Origin of the sequence: Bacillus sp. GMa5/1, from assembly GCF_050172015.1 — a bacterium.
Taxonomy (GTDB): Bacteria; Bacillota; Bacilli; order Bacillales; family Bacillaceae_G; genus Bacillus_A; species Bacillus_A cereus.
The window spans coordinates 52,357-72,014 of record NZ_JBNLYC010000002.1 but is presented as its reverse complement, the minus strand read 5'-3'; the positions used below and the strand labels follow the sequence as shown (position 1 = coordinate 72,014).

Genomic DNA, 19,658 nt, shown 5'->3' with positions numbered 1-19,658 from the left:
AATTATTTAATACTGCTCCCATCAAATACAAAGCGAATATCATATGAAGCATTATAATTAATAATTGGAATATTAATTTTCACCTTTCCATTTAGTTTTTTTGACAAGTCAGCAACTTCAAATTCTACTACTCTAGTATTATCTTTTTTGTTTTCACTTAACACGTTTGTTTCTACAAATTGACCATCTTTTTCTACTTGGAAACTTTTAATAGAAGCACTATCTTTCACTTTAAATGAAACATATTGTTTTCCATTTTTAACTGTTAATGTTGCTGGGCTTTCAAAATAACTATTCATTCTAGACGATTCATCTTTATCGCCTTTCCATACAGTAAAAGCAATATTATATTTTCCATCAGCTAGTTTTGTAGCAGCCTTTGCATCTTGTAAACCTAGTGTTGCGATAAACGTAAATAAAACAGCAAATACGGCAATAATCATTTTAAATTGTTTAAACATATATTCATCACCCTTCAAAAGATTTATTTACTCAACTTCACTTTACGAATTAAGAAAGCACCTGAAATAAGAATTAACGCTACAAACAATCCAATACGTGCTTCATCGCCTGTTTTTGGGTTATCTGTTTTTTCAGCTTTTCCATTTTCATTTTTTGTTTCTTTGTTCACTTCTTTAGCTGTTTCCTTACTCTCTACTTTTGTTTTCTCTTCTTTTACTTGTGTATCTGTTTTCGCTTGATCATTATTTTTTGTTGTAGCAGCTACGCCGTTATCGCCACCTACAGCTTTTACATTTGCATCAAATGCAAAACGAATTGTGTAGTGATGGTCATAGTTTGCATTTGGTACAACAACATGAATTTTTACAGCTGCCGGTTTGGATAAATCATCTACTTTAAACTCTACTGTTCTTTTATCTGCCGATTCATCTTTACTAACAACTTTCGCATCAACAAAATTCCCGTTCTCTGGTGCTTTAAATTCTGTAATCCAAGCACTATGATTCATCGGAACTTGTACTCTCATCTCACCGTTTTTCACTATTAATTTTGCTGGCTTTTCAAAATAGTCATTTGCCATTGAAGCTGAATCATTTTCCGCTTTTTGAATTACGTAATTAATATCGTAAGTACCATCAGCTAGTTTTGCTGATGCATTCCCGTATGGCATTACAAGAAAAGCTAACATACATACGAACGTTATAATAAAAGCGGGTAATACAGAAACCTTTTTCATTTTTCTTGTTTCCTCCTTGGTTATCTTTCATTTCACTTTTTGAAAATGATAATTATTCTCAATTTATAAAAAAATAATCTCTTCTACCTATTATTTAATTAGCATTCTTTTATGTAACATAAGTATTATTGATTATCATTCTCATTTAATATTAAAAATAATATCTCACCCTATTCCTTATACGAAGGCATAGAAACTGAGAAAAAATGATACAACGTATTTATTGATTATCATTCTCAATGCAAATCAAAAAAAATAAACTATCTCTTCTCCTCTTCTTTCACCTCTTCCCATAACAACACTATAGTTATAGAAACCCCTTTTCCCTCACTTCCCTTCCAATATTTCCACAACTAAGTCAATCTTAGCCTACTCATAAATTTTTTGTCAACTATATTACGTATAAAATTTTTAATATCTAAATTTCTCTATATGCGGCTTTTTTTACAAAAAAAGAGACTTTCTATTATAGAAAGCCTCTTTTCTCTATTTTTCTACAGCAATTTCCTGCTTTTGAAACTTAGAAACTATATAACCAAATCCTATACCGATTATGCCTGGAACTAACCAACCAATTCCTACACTATATAATGGAATCTTATCTAAAATAGGTGCTAGCGCTGCAATTTGAAGGTTTGCATTGTGTAATCCATCAAAGAAACTTATTGCAAATGCTCCTACAATCCCGCCCACATACATCGCTAATGGAAGACGAACGTAGTTTTCAACAAGTGATAATACGATAAGTACGATTCCAATTGGATAAATTGCGATTAAGATTGGTAATGCTAATGCATTTAACTGAGTTAACCCAAGATTTGCTACCATAAATGCTAATACACAGAAAATGAAAACGACTTTTTGATAAGAAAGCTTTGGTAATAAGGAAGAGAAGTAATCACCACAAGCTGCAACAATACCTACAGAAGTTGTTAAACATGCTGCTGTAATTGCGATCCCTAGTAATAAAGTTCCGTAGCTACCAAATAAATGATTCACGACATTTGTTAAAATAATTCCTCCGTTTGCGCCCATTCCAAGTGACACACTAGAAGCTCCAAGATAAGCAAGTGCTAAATACACAAGTAGTAGACCAAGCGCTGCAATAAATCCTGCAAAGATTGTTACTTTTGCAATACTGTTTTTATTTGTAATTCCTTTTTCTTTTAACGCATGAATTACAACATTTCCGAATACCAGTGCTGCAAGTCCATCTAAAGTTAAATATCCATCAATAAATCCTTTAAAGAGAGGAGCACTATACGCTTCTGTCGGTGCACCAAATTCTCCAATTGGTGTAATAAGTGCTTTACCTACGATAATTGCAATAACAGCTAATAATATTGGAGTTAGCACCTTACCAATACGACCCACTAATTTCGAAGGATTTAAAGCTAAATAGAAAGTGACTGCAAAGAAAATAAGTGTAAAGATAACAAGTGGATATGACTGACCAGCTATCTCACTTGGTAAAAACGGTGCAACACTCATCTCATAAGCTACTGTTCCTGTACGCGGCACACTTACGAATACGCCTAAACATAAATAAATTGCAGTGATAAAAACAAGTGCGAATATAGGATGTACACGTCCTGCTAGCTCATTAATATCTCCCTTTAAAGCTATAACAATTACTCCTAATAAAGGTAGTCCAACGCCTGTTACGATAAAACCAAACAGCGCGATCCATACGTCCGTTCCAGCACCTTGCCCTAACGCTGGTGGAAAAATCATATTACCTGCACCAAAAAACAGTGCAAATAACATTAAACTTATTGCAAACATCTCCGAAAACTTTAAAGATGATTTCATTTCTACTAACCTCCTAAAAAAATAAATTAACAAAATATTCTGAATTAAAATCCGTCACATATCCTCTTTCAAGCATACTTCCCCGTAAAAGAACGCAAAAAACACCCGTCCCTAACAAAGGGACGAGTGTTGAAATCGTGGTTCCACCCTTATTCTAATAAAATGAATTTATAACGAAATAAGCTCATTTTATAGCTCGTGTAAATTGATAACGGTTTTATCCGCCAAGAATTACAATGCATCATGTATGCAGTTCACTCTTGAAGTTTAGAGGTGGTAAGCTTGTCTTTTCGTATTAGGAAGCTCACAGCCTAAGGCTTCCCTCTCTGAGAATCGTAAAATACAACTCATGTCCTCATCATTACTTTTATAAAATATCTTGTCGAAACTTGTTGTTTTTTATTATATGGGCTATTTTTTAAAAAATCAATAGTTTTATTTTTTCTGACAAAAAAAATATAGGGAGAAAATTTTCCCTCCCTATAACTGCCCTATTAAAATTTCTAACTCTTCAGCTGTAACGCTCCGCCACTTTCCAACTTCAAGCTCATTTAGCTCTATATTCATAATGCGTACTCGCTTTAGCTTTATTACAGTAAACCCGAAAGCTCGACTCATTCTACGAATTTGCCTGTTCATTCCTTGCGTTAAAACGATACGAAATGTTGATTGATCGACTCTTGTCACTTTGCACGGCTTCGTCATTCCATCTTTAATCTTTACACCGCTGGACATCTCATCAATAAACCAGTCCGTAAAAGGTTTATCGACTGTGACAACATATTCCTTCTCGTGCTCATGATCACCATGTAAAATTCGATTCGCAATGCCGCCGTCATTCGTTAATAAGATAAGTCCTTCCGATGCTTTATCTAATCGTCCAACTGGAAAGATTCGCTCTGGATAATTGATATAATCAATAATATTATCTTCAATATGATCAGCTGCTGTACAAGTAATTCCGACTGGTTTATGAAAGGCTATGTACACCTTTTCTTTCTCTTCTTTTACAATAACTTGCCCATCAATCGTTACAACATCACCATCGCTCACAAGTTCACCGTGCGTACATATTTCACCATTAATAGCCACGCGTCCAGCTTTAATGAGGCGATCTGTTTCACGTCTGGAGCATGATTTTGCTTCGCTTATGTATTGGTTGATTTTCATGTTCTATTCCTTTTCACATATATTAAAAGCGTCAATCTATGGCAATATAATTCTGCCACGATTGACGCTTTTTCACTTCGCAAAAACAACTAAATAAATAACCCCAATCACCAAAAATATTCCGCAACAAGCTAACAATACTTTTGCAAGTTTGTCCATAAACATATAATGGTTTCCCCTTTGTTTCGTTGTTTTCTATTTTAATTCGACAACTGTTACGCCTAGGCCTCCCTCGCCCATGTCGCCGTAACGGAAGGTTTTTACACCGCGATGCTTCTTCAAGTAATCTTGTACACCTTGGCGAAGTGCTCCTGTCCCCTTACCGTGAATAATTGATACGCGAGGATAGCTTGCAAGCTGGGCATCGTCTAAGTATTTCTCAACGCGCGCCATTGCATTTTCAAATCGTTCACCACGAAGGTCAAGTTCTAATGAAACGTGATAGTCTCTACCTTTTACCGTTGCAACTGCTTTTTTCTCTGTTTGCTTCGGTGTGTTAATGTATTCCATGTTAGATTCTTTTACTTTCATCTTCAGAATACCGATTTGTACGCTCCACTCAGTATCGCTTACTTTTTCAAGTAATTGACCTTTTTGACCGAACGTTAATACTTTTACTTCATCACCTGCACGTAACTGTTGCTTCGGCGCAGTGTTTTTCACGTTTACTTTTTGTTTCTTAACAAGCTCTGGTGCTGCGCCTTCTAGACGGCTCTTCGCTTCAATTAACTCGTGATCTTTCACGTTTGCAAGCTGTGCTTTACGCAATTGACGAAGTTCTTGAATAATGCCTTCTGCTTCTTTCTTTGCAGCTTCGACTTTTTCTTCCCCTTCTTTTTGCGCTTTTAATAATCGTTCATCGCGATCTTCGTTAAATTCAATGATTTGACGTTGTAATTCACGATGAAGTTTTTCAGATTGTTTGCGAAGTGCTTCTGCTTCGTTCCAGTCACGCTCTGCGTTCTTCTGGCTTTCTTCTAACTTCGCAATCATATTTTCAATTTTATTCGTATCTGTACTAATGTGGTTGCGTGCTTGGTCAATAACGCGATCAGATAATCCAAGACGTTTCGAAATTTCAAAGGCATTACTACGGCCTGGTACACCGATTAATAATTTATAAGTTGGACTTAATGTATTTACATCAAACTCAACACTCGCATTAATAACTTGCTCACGGTTATATCCGTATGCTTTTAATTCTGGATAATGCGTCGTTGCAACAACGCGAGCACCGCGATTACATACTTCATCTAAAATCGAAATTGCTAGTGCAGCCCCTTCTTGTGGGTCTGTTCCAGCACCTAATTCATCGAATAAAACTAAGCTTTCAAAATCAGCTTTTTCTAAAATATCAACGATGTTCACCATATGTGAGGAGAACGTACTTAAACTTTGTTCAATCGATTGCTCATCACCGATATCAGCAAATATATTTTTAAACACACAAATCTCTGACTCATCCATTACTGGAATGTGAAGACCAGATTGCGCCATTAAAACACAAATACCAACTGTTTTCAGCGTAACTGTTTTACCACCTGTATTCGGTCCTGTAATAACAATTGTCGTGAAATCTTTACCTAACATAATGTTATTTGGCACAATAATTTCTGGATCGATTAGCGGATGGCGAGCTTGTCTTAAATCCATATAACGCTCGTTATTTACGATTGGTTTCGTTGCTTTAATTCGCTTTGCATAAAAAGCTTTCGCAAAAATGAAATCAAGATTCGCAACTACTTCTACGTTTGATAAAACGATATCGGCTTCTACTGCCACTTCTTCTGTTAACATCAATAAGATGCGTTCGACTTCTTGTTTCTCTTTCACACGAGCTTCTTGCAGTGCGTTATTTAATTCTACAATGACTTGCGGTTCAATAAATAACGTTTGTCCAGAAGCTGATTGATCGTGAACAATACCACCATATACGCCGCGGTATTCTTGTTTTACTGGGATTACGTAACGTTCGTTACGAATCGTTACAATCGAGTCAGACAGCATCTTTTGCGCATTTGAAGAGCGCGTCATATTTTCTAATTTTTCACGAATACGGCTTTCCGCAGTACGAATTTGAGTACGAATACCACGCAGTTTATCACTTGCGCTATCGACTACTTCACCGCCGTCACCGATACAATTTGTAATTTTCTTTTCTAAATCATATAAAGATACAATTTGAGCGACGTGAGTTTCTAAAATCGGAAGCTCGACACCGTTATCAGCCATATCTTCAATGAAACGTTTCATATTACGACTACCATACATCGTATTCGCAATATCAAGTAATTCATTTGGACTTAACATACTCCCAATTTTTGCACGCTTCACATTTGAGCGAATATCCGTAATACCACCTAATGGTGCACTACCTTTTAAACGAATAACTTTCGCTGCTTCATCCGTTGTATCTTGCATTTCTACAATTTCTTCAAAATCAGTGCTCGGCACTAAATGCTTCACTTTGTCACGGCCAAGTGAAGAGGCTGTATGTTCAAGTAATTGTTCTTTTACTTTATTGTATTCTAATACACGCAACGTTCTTTCTAACATGTTGCAGGTCCCCCTTGCGTTACTTATTACGTTTAATATAGTCTAATAAACGTTCAATATCCCATGTGTTAATCACGTTATCTTTTTGAATCCAACCTTTACGTGCTGCTGCTACACCTGTTTCCATATCTTCTAACATTTCAAGTGTATGAGCATCTGTATTAATCGCTACTTTTACACCAGCATCTTGTGCTTGTTTTAATAATTTCGCGCTTAAATCTAGACGGTTCGGATTCGCATTTAATTCTAAAACTGTATTTGTCTCTTTTGCGAGTTCAATTAATAAATCTGTATCTACATCATAACCCTCACGGCGCCCGAGAAGACGTCCTGTCGGATGAGCAATCATTGTGACATGTTTATTCTCAAGTGCAGTACGCAGACGCTTCATGATCGTTTCACGGTCTTGTGAGAAGCTAGAGTGAATCGCTCCAATGACATAGTCTAATTCTTCTAATACTTCATCATCAAAATCAAGCGAGGCATCTGGTAAAATGTCCATTTCAATTCCGCGTAAAATTGTAATGTCTGGATACTTTTCATTCATACGTTCAATTTCTTTCGCTTGCTCACGAAGACGCTCTTTCGTTAAACCATTCGCTACTTTTAAGTATTGCGAGTGATCAGTAATCGCCATAAACTTATATCCACGAGCACGGCACGCTTGTACCATTTCTTCAATAGAAAAAGCACCGTCACTCCAAGTTGTATGCATATGTAAATCACCTTGTATATCGGAAAACTGAATTAAGTTCGGATACTCTTTAATTAATTCAATTTCTTTTCCATCTTCACGCACTTCTGGCGGAATAAATGGTAGACCGAAATGAGCAAAGAAGTCTTCTTCAGTCTCAAATGTTTTCACTTCACCTGTTTCTAAGTTCTCTACACCGTACTCACTAATTTTCTCGCCTTTATCTTTTGCGATTTGACGCATTTTTACGTTATGGTCTTTTGATCCTGTGAAATGGTGAAGTGTTGTAATAAACTCTTCTGGTTTTACTAAGCGGAAATCGATTGAAATATCATATTCATATTGAAGACGAACAGAAACTTTCGTATCCCCACTTGCGATTACCTCAATCATATTATCGAATTGTAGTAAATGCTCACGTACCGCTGCTGGTTCTGTCGTTGCAATGATAAAATCTAAATCTTTCACTGTTTCACGAACACGGCGCAAACTACCAGCGCGAGAGAAACGAATTACTTCAGCAATATTCGACAATTTCTCCTCTATTTCCCCGGCAATAGGCAATACCATCGCAATTGGTAAACGCTCTGGACGAGAGCCTACTTGATCGATTGCTTCTAATATTTTCTCTTCTGTCTTCTTACCGAAACCAGCTAAAGCTTGTACTTTATTTTCCTCACAAGCAGCTTTTAACGTCTCCATATCAATAACGCCTAGCTCTTTATATAACTTAGCCACCTTTTTACCACCAAGACCTGGTAGTTTTAATAACGGCAATAAGCTACTCGGTACTTCTTTTTCAAGTTCTTGTAATACTTCAGATGTTCCCGATTCTATATATTCTTGAATAACGGCTGCTGTTCCTTTTCCGATGCCCGGAATCTTTGTGAAATCTTCAATCTCAGAAAGACTACGATCGTCACTTTCTAATGCTGCTGCCGCTTTACGAAATGCAGATATTTTAAATGGATTCGCACCCTTTAGTTCCATAAAAAGCCCGATTGTCTCTAATAATTTGATAACTTGTTTTTTATTTACTTTCATCATTACCCCGCCTTTCTTTCATAGAAAAAAACTTCTCTTTCCGAAAAAAGAGAAGTTATACTCTGCTACCTGTCTGCCATAGTTCCTTCACCTTTTCAGATAGAATCGGTGTATCGTCTACAATTATTTTGCTAATTGATGATTTTTGTAATGGTGTTTGTACTTGTTCAATCGGAAGAATGTTTCCAATGATAATTAAGACAAACAAAACAATATATACTTCTAAAAATCCGAGGATTGCCCCCGCAAACGCATTTACTTGCTTTAAAACCGGTATTTCTGCAAACATATTTAACAAATTACCAAGTAATGAAAGTGCTATTTTTGTAATAATAAACAATATGATAAACGCAAGCGCTTGATAAAATACTGTCTCAATATTATTTGCATCAATCCATTCTGGAACAGATACGTTTTTATCAAATGGATACGGAATAAATTTCGCAAGTGCTGGCGCTAAATCTTTACAGTACCAGTATGCAACAAGGTATGCGATAATAAAGCTTGTTAACTTTACAAGTTGCAGAATAAACCCTCTGCGTAAGCCGAGGAAAAATCCCATAACAAGCAGTAAAATGATAATAATATCAATCATGTTATTCCATTCCTTTTTTTGTCATACTTTCTTTCAATTTCTCATGTTCTTCTTTTAATTTTATGTAATCGTGTATGACGTTTACCGCCGTCAATACCGCTAGTCTACTCGTGTCAAGCGAAGGATTCTTGGCATTGAGTTCGCGCATTTTATCATCCACAATCGCTGCTACCATGCGGATATGACTTGTACTTTCATCGCCAACAACTGAATATTGCTGACCATAGATTTCTACATTAATTCGACTTTTCTTTCCCTTTTGTTGTGACAACTCACCGGCCTCCAATCACGTACAGAATCCTAAAGTTTATCATACCATGAACCTTCATAATATGGAAACAGAAAGAACAATCCGATATGATAAAAATAACAATATAAAAAAAGGGGCGACCATTATGTCAAATTCTATCGTAATTCAAACAAATTCTACAGTAATTGAAGACATGAAACAACAATATAAACATTCGCTTAGCCCGAAAATTCCACAAGGCGGAATCTTCATGGCAAAGGTGCCATCTTGCACGATTACAGCGTATAAATCTGGAAAAGTAATGTTCCAAGGAGGCCGCGCTGAAGCAGAAGCTTCTCGTTGGCAAACTGTCTCTCAAACACCAAAAACAGCTGTAAAAAAATCTGTCGATTCACACCGTTATGCGCCGCCTGCTTCCATCAGTACAATGTCTATTGTAGGGTCTGATGAAGTTGGTACTGGTGATTTCTTCGGACCAATGACAGTCGTTGCTGTATATGTGGATGCGAAGCAAATTCCACTACTAAAAGAACTTGGTGTAAAAGACTCTAAAAACTTAAATGACGATCAAATTACTGCCATTGCGAAACAACTTCTACACGTTGTTCCTTATAGCTCTCTTGTCCTTCATAACGAAAAATATAACGAGCTATTTGATAAAGGAAACAACCAAGGTAAGCTAAAAGCTTTACTACACAATAAAGCTATTACAAACTTATTAGCTAAAATGGCACCTACAAAACCTGAAGGCGTCTTAATCGACCAATTCACACAACCTGATACATACTACAAATATTTAGCAAAACAAAAACAGGTACAGCGTGAAAATGTTTATTTCGCTACGAAAGGTGAAAGCGTCCATTTAGCAGTAGCCGCTGCTTCTATTTTAGCTCGCTACTCATTCGTAAAACAGTTTGACGAACTAAGTAAAAAAGCTGGTATGCCACTTCCGAAAGGTGCTGGTAAACAAGTTGATATCGCTGCTGCTAAATTAATTCAAAAGCTTGGTAAAGAACGATTACCCGAGTTTGTGAAACTGCATTTCGCTAATACGGAGAAGGCGCTTCGCTTATTAAAATAGTATCGACAAAAACAGGAGCCTACAAACTCCTGTTTTTTGTTTCATCCTACTATTGTCCTTATAGTTTTGTTATAATTATAATATACAGATTATTCTAACATAGGAGGAGATCTACATTGCTACTTCTACAAATGATTCTAAATATTTTACTAGGCGATCCACACGAAAGACAGTTCGAAATTAGAGAAAACATTCAGCTACTAAGTGAACAACCAGCGTTCAACGATTTAATAGAGCGTTATGGTCGATCTTTCTTATTAAACTTTCGGATTCGAAGATTTATCGGGAAACACGATGCACGCTTGTTAATACATAATCCAGCAAAACTACAACACTTCTGTGAAGAACTTGAATGTATGATTAGAAAAAGGAGGTTTTTCATATGAACGCTGTAAAAGTTAAAAAGGTACTATATGCTTTCGTACACCTCGTAGGCCCACTTTCTTACCTCACTATTTCTATAATTTGGGGAGCTTTTTTCACTACTAAATCCACATTCGAAAATATATCTGATAATCTTGGCGTGATGGCCATCTATTACGTGTTCATAAGTTTACTGTGGTTTTTCTATTTAGATCGATTAGACAAAGACATAAATAAGATTACAAAAGAAATTAACGATAATAAGATGTAACACATAACAAAGGAGAGCCCTTAAGACTCTCCTTTGTTATGTTAGCTTCGTTTCTGCTTCTTATTTGATGAAAATACTTTATGAGAACCTGTTTCATGTGTCGTCGTTCCTTGTCCTTCAACTTCTGGAGAACCTAGGCCCGATCTTGAATGATCTTTTTTCACTTTTTTACTCATTTATATTCACCCCTTCGCGTTACTTTTTGCTACGAGGGAATAAACTATACAATATGTAAAATAAAAAGCGAGAGGAAATCCTCTCGCCTTTTTTCATATTTTAGAATTCAGAAGAACCTGGAGTTCTTGGGAATGGAATTACGTCACGGATGTTAGCCATACCAGTGATGTACATTAGGAAGCGCTCGAAACCTAGACCGAATCCAGCGTGTTTTGTACCGCCGTATTTTCTAAGTTCTAAGTACCACCAGTAGTCCTCTTCGTTCATACCTAATTCTTTAATTCTGTCTACTAAAACGTCCATTCTTTCTTCACGTTGGCTTCCGCCGATTAATTCGCCGATACCAGGAACTAGAAGGTCCGTAGCAGCTACTGTTTTACCGTCTTCATTTAAACGCATGTAGAATGCTTTAATGTCTTTCGGATAGTCAGTTACGAATACAGGGCGTTTGAAGATTTCTTCTGATAAGTATCTTTCGTGCTCTGTTTGTAAGTCAATTCCCCATTCTACTGGGTATTTGAAGTCAGCACCTGATTCTTGAAGCACTTTAATTGCTTCTGTATATGTGATGCGACCGAAGTCAGAGTTGATTACGTTGTTCATGCGCTCTAGAACTGTTTTATCAACGAAGCTGTTGAAGAATTCCATTTCTTCTGGTGCATGCTCTAATACGTATTTCATTGCATATTTCAGCATATCTTCTGTAAGGTTCATTACGTCACCTAGTTCAGCGAATGCAATCTCAGGCTCAACCATCCAGAACTCAGCAGCGTGACGAGTTGTGTTTGAGTTTTCTGCACGGAATGTAGGTCCGAATGTGTATACATCACGGAATGCTAATGCATAAGCTTCAGCGTTCAGCTGTCCACTTACTGTTAAGTTTGTTTCTTTACCGAAGAAGTCTTTTGACTCATCAACTTTTCCGTCTTCACCTTTTGGTAGGTTATTTAAATCTTGCGTTGTTACGCGGAACATTTCGCCAGCACCTTCTGTATCACTACCAGTGATGATTGGTGTGTGGACATGTACGAATCCACGCTCTTGGAAGAATTGGTGAATCGCAAATGCTGCGATAGAACGTACGCGGAACGTTGCAGAGAATGCATTTGTTCTTGGACGTAAGTGAGCGATTGTACGTAAGTATTCAAACGTATGACGCTTCTTTTGAAGTGGGTAATCAGAATCTGATAAGCCCTCGATATCAATTTTTTCTGCTTTAATTTCAAATGGTTGCTTCGCTCCCGGCGTTGCAATTACTTTACCTTCTACTTTAACTGAAGAGCTAAGTGGAAGTTTTGCAATTTCTTTGAAGTTCTCTAATTCTGTATCGAAAACGATTTGAACGCTTTTGAAGAAGCTACCGTCGTTTAATTCGATGAAACCAAATGCTTTTGAATCACGTAAGTTACGAATCCACCCTGATACTTGTACTGTTTGATCTGCATACTTTTCTGTATCTCTATACAGACTTTTTACTAATGTGTTTTCCATAGTGAAATTCTCCTTTGCTCATATATTTAAATACAAAAAAACCTTTCATCCATAAAGGGACGAAAGGTTAAACTTCGCGGTACCACCCAATTTGTCATAAAGACCAACTTTAACTCGTATGTAATACATACTTCCCGGTTTGTAACAGGCCGGATTCCCGTCTAAGTCTACTCTTGAATACAAAATTCAATTTCGGTTAGCAACTCCAAGGTGTTCTTCACATATACCGCCTCATCAGGCTCTCACCGTCCCTGACTCGCTTTGGATTATAGTATATACTACTTTTCCTTATCATCGTCTTTCATTTTGTTAAACTAAAATTAATGTACTACATTCGAGAGAAAGATGCAAGGTGTTGGAAAATATATGAGCGATTTTTGTAATATATCGACTTACCGACAGTGTCCGACAACCAATCCAATAAAAAAATTGCCGGAATGAATCCGGCAATTTTCTAATTACTTACGTAACTCCGCACCGAATTTCTCTTCTACCGTTGTTAGTACACGGTTATGTGCTTCTGTTACTTCTTCGTCTGTTAATGTACGTTCTGCATCGAAGTAAGTCATAGAGAATGCAAGTGATTTCTTGCCTTCTTCCATTTTTTCACCTTCGTATAAGTCGAATAGTGTTACGTCTTTCAGAAGTTCTCCGCCAGCTTCAGCAATGACTTGCTTCATTTCACCAGCTTTTGTTTCTTTTGTTACTACAACAGCCATGTCACGTGTCATAGATGGGAAACGTGGAATTGCTGAGTAGTAAGTTTCCTCAGCGTCTGCACCGAATACTTTTACAAGAGATAATTCAAATACGAATGTATTTTTCACATCTAATTGTTTTTCTGCTTCTGGGTGCAATTGACCGATGAAACCAATTACTTCGCCATCTAATACGATGTCAGCTGTACGGCCTGGGTGCATACCTTCACGTTTTGCTGGTGCATATGTGATTTGATTTGAAACGCCAAGCACGTCGAATAGTCCTTCTAGTACACCTTTCACAACGAAGAAGTCTACTACTTTCTTCTCACCTTGCCATGCATGGTGAAGAGCAAGACCTGTCATAACACCTGCAAGATGTTGTTCTTCTTTCGGAAGTTCTCCTTCTTCTGTCGGTAAGAAGATAGAACCTACTTCGTATAAAGCAACGCTGTCGTTTTTACGAGCGACATTGTATGAAACTGCTTCTAGTAATTGCGGTACTAAGCTTAAACGAAGTTGGCTACGTTCTTCACTCATTGGAAGTGCAAGACCTACAGGCGCCTTTTCGTTTGGCTCAACCATATATTGTTTCGCTTTGTCAGCGCTTGTTAATGAATACGTAATTGCTTCATATAAACCAGCACCCTCTAAGAAGCGGCGTACTTTACGACGTTTCGTTTGTGCTGATGTTAATTTACCACGAGTCATCGTTCCAGAAGGTAATGTAACTGGAATGTGGTCATAACCGTATAGACGGCCCACTTCTTCTACTAAGTCTTCTGAAATTGTAATATCAGGACGACGTGCTGGTACATTTACATGGAATGTTCCTTCTACTTCTGTAAATGGGAATTTCAAGTTTGTGAACATTGTACCCATTTCACTCGCAGAAATATTTGTACCTAATACACGGTTTACTTTTTCAGCAGTAACAGATACTGTACGCTCTTGTACTTGTAAGTTATCAGCTTCTACTACACCTTCAAGTGCTTCACCGCCAGCATATTTCGCCATTAAAGCAGCTGCGTGTTGAATTGCTTCAAATGTACGTGTTGGATCGATTCCTTTTTCGAAACGTGCACTTGATTCACTACGAAGACCTAAGTCTTTTGATGTACGACGTACTGTTTGACCTGCAAAGTATGCAGACTCAATTAGAACGTTTACTGTCTCATTTGTAACTTCAGAATCCGCCCCGCCCATTACACCAGCAACAGCTAAAGCTTTCGTGCCGTTTGTAATTACAAGATGGTGGCTTTGTAATGTACGCTCTTGATCATCTAACGTTTCAATTTTTTCGCCTTCTTTTGCAAGACGAACAACGATTTCTTTTGAACCTAATTTATCGTAATCGAATGCATGTAACGGTTGACCGTATTCCATTAAAATGTAGTTTGTAATATCAACTACGTTGCTAATTGGACGAATGCCAGCTGCCATAAGACGAGTTTGCATCCACATTGGTGATGGACCAATCTTTACGTTTTTAACCATTTTTGCAATGTATAACGGGTTTTCTTCTTTCGCTTCTACACTTACAGAAATATAATCAGAAGTTTTTTCTGCTGTTTCTTGTAAGTCGATAGCTGGAAGTTTTACTTCGCGGCCATAAATAGCAGCTACTTCATATGCAACACCTAACATGTTTAGGCAATCTGCACGGTTTGGTGTTAAACCAAGCTCAAGTACTTCATCGTGTAAGTTTAAAATTTCAAGTGCATCTGCACCAACTTCAGCGTCACTTGGGAAGATGAAGATACCATCTGCATATTCTTTTGAAACTAACTTTCCATCAATGCCAAGCTCTTGAAGAGCACAAACCATACCGTGAGAAGCTTCACCACGTAGTTTTGCTTTTTTAATTTTGAAGTTACCAGGAAGTACAGCACCAACTTTTGCAACTGGTACTTTTAAACCTTTTGCAATGTTAGCAGCTCCACAAATAATTTGAACTGGCTCTTCTTCACCGATATCGATTAAGCATTTGCTTAATTTATCAGCTTCTGGGTGTTTTTCACATTCTAATACGTGACCAACTACAACACCTTTTACACCTTTATTTAATACTTCAACGCCTTCTACTTCAATACCACTTTTCGTGATTTTGTCTGCTAGTTCTTGTGCTGTTACATCTTTAATATCTACATACTCTTGTAACCAACGATATGATACGAACATATTTATCCTCTCCTTCCCTTACGCTCGTTTGAATTGTTGTAAGAAACGTACATCATTTGTATAGAAATGACGAATGTCATCTACTCCGTATTTCAACATTGCGATACGCTCTGCGCCCATACCGAATGCGAAACCTTGATATTCTTTTGAATCATAACCAGCCATTTCAAGTACGTTCGGGTGAACCATACCTGCGCCTAGAATTTCAATCCAGCCAGTTCCTTTACAAGTGCCGCAACCTTTGCCATGACACATCATACAAGAAATATCCATCTCTACAGATGGCTCTGTGAATGGGAAGAAACTTGGACGAAGACGGATTTCACGATCTTCACCGAACATCTTTTTCACGAATACTTGCAGTGTACCTTTTAAGTCACTCATACGAATGTTTTTATCAATTACAAGACCTTCAATTTGCATGAACTGATGTGAATGCGTCGCATCGTCGTCATCACGGCGATACACTTTACCAGGACAAATAATTTTGATTGGGCCTTTTTCTTTATTATTTTCCATCGTACGTGCTTGCACAGAAGATGTATGTGTACGTAGTAACGTTTCTTCTGTAATGTAGAATGTATCTTGCATATCACGCGCTGGGTGATCTTTCGGTAAGTTTAGTGCTTCGAAGTTGTAGTAGTCTTTTTCTACTTCTGTTCCTTCAGCTACTTCATAACCCATACCGATGAATACATCTTCAATTTGCTCAACAACAGCTGTTAACGGATGGTGACAACCTGTTTCAACAGGACGACCTGGCAGTGTAACATCGATTGTTTCAGTAGCTAATTTCGCTTCGATTACTGCTTTTTCTAAGTTACTAATTTTGTCATCTAAACGCGTTTGAATCGCTTCACGCACTTCATTTACTAATGCTCCCATACGTGGACGCTCTTCTGCTGACAATTTTCCCATGCCGCGTAATACTTCTGTAATTGGGCCTTTTTTTCCTAAATACGCTACGCGTACGTCGTTTAAGCCCTTTAGCTCTTTCGCTTCTTCAATAAGCTCTAACGCTTTTTGCTTTAGCTCTTTTAAACGTGCTTCCATTTTGGAACCCTCCTAATTTTAAAAATAAAAAAACCTCGCTCCCAAAAAGGGACGAGGTAAATTCGCGGTACCACCCTAAATTGACAGAACAAGTCTGCCCACTCATTAGTTATAACGATCAATTCTGACCGGAACGCCTTTACATATACATGGTCCTGGCGTCAACTCCAGAGGTGAATTCACTTTCGTCTACCATAAGAATGCTTTCAGTCTACGGCACTCTCTCCCTATATGGCGATTTTGTAAGTTACTCTTCTCTATCAACGTTTTTCGTTATTTAACTTTTAATATAATGTACTTCAACTTATTATAAGAAGTTTTTTATTTGTTCGCAACCGGGCTTTGCAAATAATACGTTAAAATCCCTGCTGCAACCGCAACATTTAATGATTCTGCCCCGCCGTAAATCGGAATATACAAGTTTTGATCCGTTTTTGCAAGAATTTCTTGGCGTACGCCATTTCCTTCATTTCCTACAATTAATGCAAAACTGCCAGCCGGCGTTACTTCACCATACGGAACTCCATTTTCAAGAGCTGTTCCATATACAGGAACGTTGTTTTCTTTTAACTTGTCTACCCATTCTTCTAAGTTCCCTTTTACAATTGGTAAGTGGAAAATAGAGCCTTGTGTAGAGCGGAGTACTTTACTATTGTAAACATCAACACAACCTTCTCCAAGCACAACGGCGTGAATACCAGCTGCATCAGCTGTACGAATAATTGTTCCTAAATTACCTGGGTCTTGCAGGCCATCTAATAAAAGGAATTTCCCATCAGTAAGAGCTACTTCTTTCTCATGCTTCTCACAAACAGCAAATACACCTTGTGTCGTTTCTGTTTCACGAAGTATTTTGACAATCGCCTCAGGTACGATATACATTTCCACATCATTAACTGTCCAATCTTTCGGAAGGTCTGTCTGATCTGAAACGATAAGTTCTGTTACAATTCCTGCCTTCAAAGCTTCCTCGACTAAGTGGAATCCTTCTACAAAAAATAAACCTTTTTTATCGCGTTCTTTTTTCGTTTGCAGCTTTTTCCACTGCTTTACACGCGGATTTTGTACTGAATCAATGTTTTTCATAATATGTATTTCCCTCTCTTCTTGTCTTATCATTATAGCCTATTTTTCATACATATTTACATAAAAAAGAACAAAAACTAACGTCAGTTTCAATTCTGAAGAAGAGGTGAAAGCAATGAGTTTTAATTTACGCGGTGCTGTATTAGCGAATGTATCTGGAAATTCACAAGATCAATTACAAGAAACAATCGTCGATGCAATTCAAAGCGGTGAAGAAAAAATGCTTCCAGGTCTTGGCGTTTTATTTGAAGTCATTTGGAAAAACGCTGATGAAAATGAAAAGCACGAAATGTTAGAAACACTAGAGCAAGGATTAAAAAAATAAGCAATTTGAAAATCACCTTTGCATAAGCTAAGGTGATTTTTTTTCGGAAAAATTTTTTCTTCTCCTAAACATTTCTACTTTACTAACGAACTATGATGGAGTACAATGTTCAAAATACATTTAAACCGATCGATTTTTCTTCATATACACCATAAGATAAAAGGAGTGAATGTTTTATGCACCGTATTACGCTTGAACAAATTTTTAAACACCACATTACACAAAAATACGTAAACCGTTCTGGAATGGTCCACGCGATCGCTGTCGCTTACCATGCGTTTCACCTAGCCAAAAAGCATCACGCCTCAGTCGATGCTGCCACAAAAGCTGGCTTCCTTCATGATATCGGACATCATACATGGTACACAGGCGGCGAATGGGATTATGACTTATATAAAAAGAATGATATCCATGCAATTAAAGGTGCTGAAAGAGCACATAAATTACTTATTAGATTAGGAGAACATCCAAAACTAGCAAAAGAAATTTCTATTGCAATTCTTCTTCATACAGATTCTTTCTTAGTGGAACAAGAAATTGAAAGAACATCTCTTCAAAATATTATTAAATGGGCAGACGAAGCAGATGAAGAACCGGGCGGAGCGCATCATTATCGAACAATTTCTTATGAAAAAGCACTTAAAGCAATTCAGCAATTAGATCGATTGGTAGAGCGTGAATTGCAAATAGAGCAAGCAAAATTGAATAACAAGACAGAACATAGTTATCAATGAGAAAGAGGCATCACTACAGGGTGATACCTCTTTTATTATTTTATGGAAAATACACCTTTATATGTAATATTTAAATATTACGCCTGAAAACAAAATGCCTTATAATTAAATATACAAATATAAAGAGGTGATTCTACATATGCAACCCGCTACACAACTTTCTAATGAACAGAAATACTCTATGTCATGGGGACAATTTATTAGCTCCGTTGTATTCGCTTTTTTCGGAACCGGACTTATTACTGTGTTCCTCGCAATGCCCTTAACAATTTATACAGCCGGTCTTACAGATAAAAAACAAATTGCCCTGTATGAATCTATCGTAAATACTGCAAGTATTGTATTACAGCTAGCCGTGTTGTTATTCTTCATTTTTAAATTCGAACCCGCAAAAAAATTACTACTACAATCATTTAACTTTAAAGCACTGAGAGAATGGCGTACATACGTATACTTACTTCTTTTCTTCGCTATAAACATTTTACTCAATTACATCTTGTTAAATTATGTATTCCAAGACGCAACAAAGCAGCAATCTTCCGCACTAAACTTAGATGTCTTTAAGCAGTATCAAATATTATTACTTCTGGGCTTTGCAATACTCACACCAATTTTTGAAGAGCTTATTTTCCGTGGCTTTATACTTCGCTTTTTCTCAGAACGCTTTCCATTTTGGATTGCAGCGATTATAACAAGCTTCTTCTTCGGTATCGCTCATACATACTCACTTGGCGTAATGGTCATTACTTTCTTCATGGGATTATTAATGGCTATTTTATGTAAAAAAACAAAATCCATTATTCCAGCTATGTTATTTCATATTATGAATAATTTGTTGGCATTCTTGAATTAGAAAGAGGTATCCTCACGATACCTCTT

Annotated in this window: 19 protein-coding genes and 3 other annotated features; of the genes, 6 read left to right on the top strand and 13 right to left on the bottom strand. The window is 37.1% G+C overall.

Features of this window, described 5'->3' with window-relative positions:
- Positions 1–2 precede the first annotated feature (2 nt).
- From ACQGSG_RS00920 to zapA, 8 genes are all read right to left on the bottom strand, one after another.
- On the bottom strand, positions 3–461 hold the full coding sequence (locus ACQGSG_RS00920) for an NEAT domain-containing protein (RefSeq protein ID WP_000476163.1): 459 nt from the start codon (positions 459–461) through the stop codon (positions 3–5).
- A gap of 23 nt (positions 462–484) precedes the next feature.
- Complete coding sequence (gene isdC, locus ACQGSG_RS00915) at positions 485–1,198, bottom strand: heme uptake protein IsdC (RefSeq protein WP_000757952.1); 714 nt, start codon at positions 1,196–1,198, stop codon at positions 485–487.
- 486 nt (positions 1,199–1,684) lie between these two features.
- The gene (gene brnQ6 / locus ACQGSG_RS00910; RefSeq protein ID WP_000842650.1) at positions 1,685–3,010 is read right to left on the bottom strand and encodes a branched-chain amino acid transport system II carrier protein BrnQ6; all 1,326 of its coding nucleotides are present in this window, start codon (positions 3,008–3,010) and stop codon (positions 1,685–1,687) included.
- A 115-nt stretch (positions 3,011–3,125) separates the two neighbouring features.
- Positions 3,126–3,381: a binding site (T-box leader), on the bottom strand.
- 109 nt (positions 3,382–3,490) lie between these two features.
- Complete coding sequence (locus ACQGSG_RS00905) at positions 3,491–4,180, bottom strand: 23S rRNA pseudouridine(2604) synthase RluF (protein ID WP_000700746.1); 690 nt, start codon at positions 4,178–4,180, stop codon at positions 3,491–3,493.
- A gap of 195 nt (positions 4,181–4,375) precedes the next feature.
- Entirely contained in the window at positions 4,376–6,736 is a 2,361-nt protein-coding gene (locus ACQGSG_RS00900) for an endonuclease MutS2 (protein ID WP_000893716.1), read from the bottom strand.
- 19 nt (positions 6,737–6,755) lie between these two features.
- Positions 6,756–8,474 (bottom strand): DNA polymerase/3'-5' exonuclease PolX, encoded by a 1,719-nt coding sequence (polX, locus tag ACQGSG_RS00895; RefSeq protein ID WP_000867517.1) that lies wholly within the window; start codon positions 8,472–8,474, stop codon positions 6,756–6,758.
- Between the two features lie 55 nt (positions 8,475–8,529).
- Positions 8,530–9,069, bottom strand: a complete 540-nt coding sequence (locus ACQGSG_RS00890; protein ID WP_000565412.1) for a CvpA family protein — start codon at positions 9,067–9,069, stop codon at positions 8,530–8,532.
- Position 9,070: 1 nt separating this feature from the next.
- Positions 9,071–9,340: a cell division protein ZapA gene (gene zapA / locus ACQGSG_RS00885; protein ID WP_000082701.1), complete on the bottom strand. Its 270-nt coding sequence runs from the start codon at positions 9,338–9,340 to the stop codon at positions 9,071–9,073.
- 124 nt (positions 9,341–9,464) lie between these two features.
- Between zapA and rnhC the strand changes: the two genes are divergently transcribed.
- The 3 genes from rnhC to ACQGSG_RS00870 all read left to right on the top strand — a co-directional run bounded on the left by rnhC (position 9,465) and on the right by ACQGSG_RS00870 (position 11,034).
- Positions 9,465–10,400, top strand: coding sequence for a ribonuclease HIII (rnhC, locus tag ACQGSG_RS00880; RefSeq protein WP_000071574.1), 936 nt, complete (start codon positions 9,465–9,467; stop codon positions 10,398–10,400).
- A gap of 116 nt (positions 10,401–10,516) precedes the next feature.
- Entirely contained in the window at positions 10,517–10,786 is a 270-nt protein-coding gene (locus ACQGSG_RS00875; RefSeq protein WP_000925537.1) for a hypothetical protein, read from the top strand.
- The gene (locus ACQGSG_RS00870) at positions 10,783–11,034 is read left to right on the top strand and encodes a hypothetical protein (RefSeq protein WP_000994758.1); all 252 of its coding nucleotides are present in this window, start codon (positions 10,783–10,785) and stop codon (positions 11,032–11,034) included. Before ACQGSG_RS00875 ends, ACQGSG_RS00870 begins: the two co-directional genes overlap by 4 nt.
- A 41-nt stretch (positions 11,035–11,075) precedes the next feature.
- On the opposite strand, the gene ACQGSG_RS00865 is transcribed toward ACQGSG_RS00870, so the two are convergent.
- The 5 genes from ACQGSG_RS00865 to ACQGSG_RS00845 form a co-directional block, all read right to left on the bottom strand.
- Complete coding sequence (locus ACQGSG_RS00865; protein WP_098686526.1) at positions 11,076–11,210, bottom strand: YuzL family protein; 135 nt, start codon at positions 11,208–11,210, stop codon at positions 11,076–11,078.
- A gap of 100 nt (positions 11,211–11,310) precedes the next feature.
- Positions 11,311–12,702 carry an asparagine--tRNA ligase gene (gene asnS, locus ACQGSG_RS00860; RefSeq protein ID WP_000432177.1) on the bottom strand — a complete coding sequence of 464 codons (1,392 nt, stop codon included), beginning with the start codon at positions 12,700–12,702 and terminating at the stop codon, positions 11,311–11,313.
- A 52-nt stretch (positions 12,703–12,754) separates the two neighbouring features.
- Positions 12,755–13,006 (bottom strand) — a binding site (T-box leader).
- A 154-nt stretch (positions 13,007–13,160) separates the two neighbouring features.
- Positions 13,161–15,581, bottom strand: a complete 2,421-nt coding sequence (pheT, locus tag ACQGSG_RS00855; protein WP_000498191.1) for a phenylalanine--tRNA ligase subunit beta — start codon at positions 15,579–15,581, stop codon at positions 13,161–13,163.
- A gap of 18 nt (positions 15,582–15,599) precedes the next feature.
- Positions 15,600–16,634 (bottom strand): phenylalanine--tRNA ligase subunit alpha, encoded by a 1,035-nt coding sequence (gene pheS, locus ACQGSG_RS00850; RefSeq protein WP_000388219.1) that lies wholly within the window; start codon positions 16,632–16,634, stop codon positions 15,600–15,602.
- 44 nt (positions 16,635–16,678) lie between these two features.
- Positions 16,679–16,907: a binding site (T-box leader), on the bottom strand.
- Between the two features lie 48 nt (positions 16,908–16,955).
- A complete protein-coding gene (locus tag ACQGSG_RS00845) occupies positions 16,956–17,753 on the bottom strand; it encodes a TrmH family RNA methyltransferase (RefSeq protein ID WP_001986644.1) in 798 nt (265 codons plus the stop codon).
- Between the two features lie 82 nt (positions 17,754–17,835).
- On the opposite strand from ACQGSG_RS00845, the gene sspI reads away from it, so the two are divergent.
- From sspI to ACQGSG_RS00830, 3 genes are all read left to right on the top strand, one after another.
- Positions 17,836–18,045 carry a small acid-soluble spore protein SspI gene (gene sspI, locus ACQGSG_RS00840; RefSeq protein ID WP_000009509.1) on the top strand — a complete coding sequence of 70 codons (210 nt, stop codon included), beginning with the start codon at positions 17,836–17,838 and terminating at the stop codon, positions 18,043–18,045.
- A 176-nt stretch (positions 18,046–18,221) separates the two neighbouring features.
- Positions 18,222–18,779: an HD domain-containing protein gene (locus ACQGSG_RS00835; RefSeq protein ID WP_000554786.1), complete on the top strand. Its 558-nt coding sequence runs from the start codon at positions 18,222–18,224 to the stop codon at positions 18,777–18,779.
- A 139-nt stretch (positions 18,780–18,918) separates the two neighbouring features.
- Positions 18,919–19,632 carry a CPBP family intramembrane glutamic endopeptidase gene (locus ACQGSG_RS00830; protein ID WP_001182122.1) on the top strand — a complete coding sequence of 238 codons (714 nt, stop codon included), beginning with the start codon at positions 18,919–18,921 and terminating at the stop codon, positions 19,630–19,632.
- Positions 19,633–19,658 lie beyond the last annotated feature (26 nt).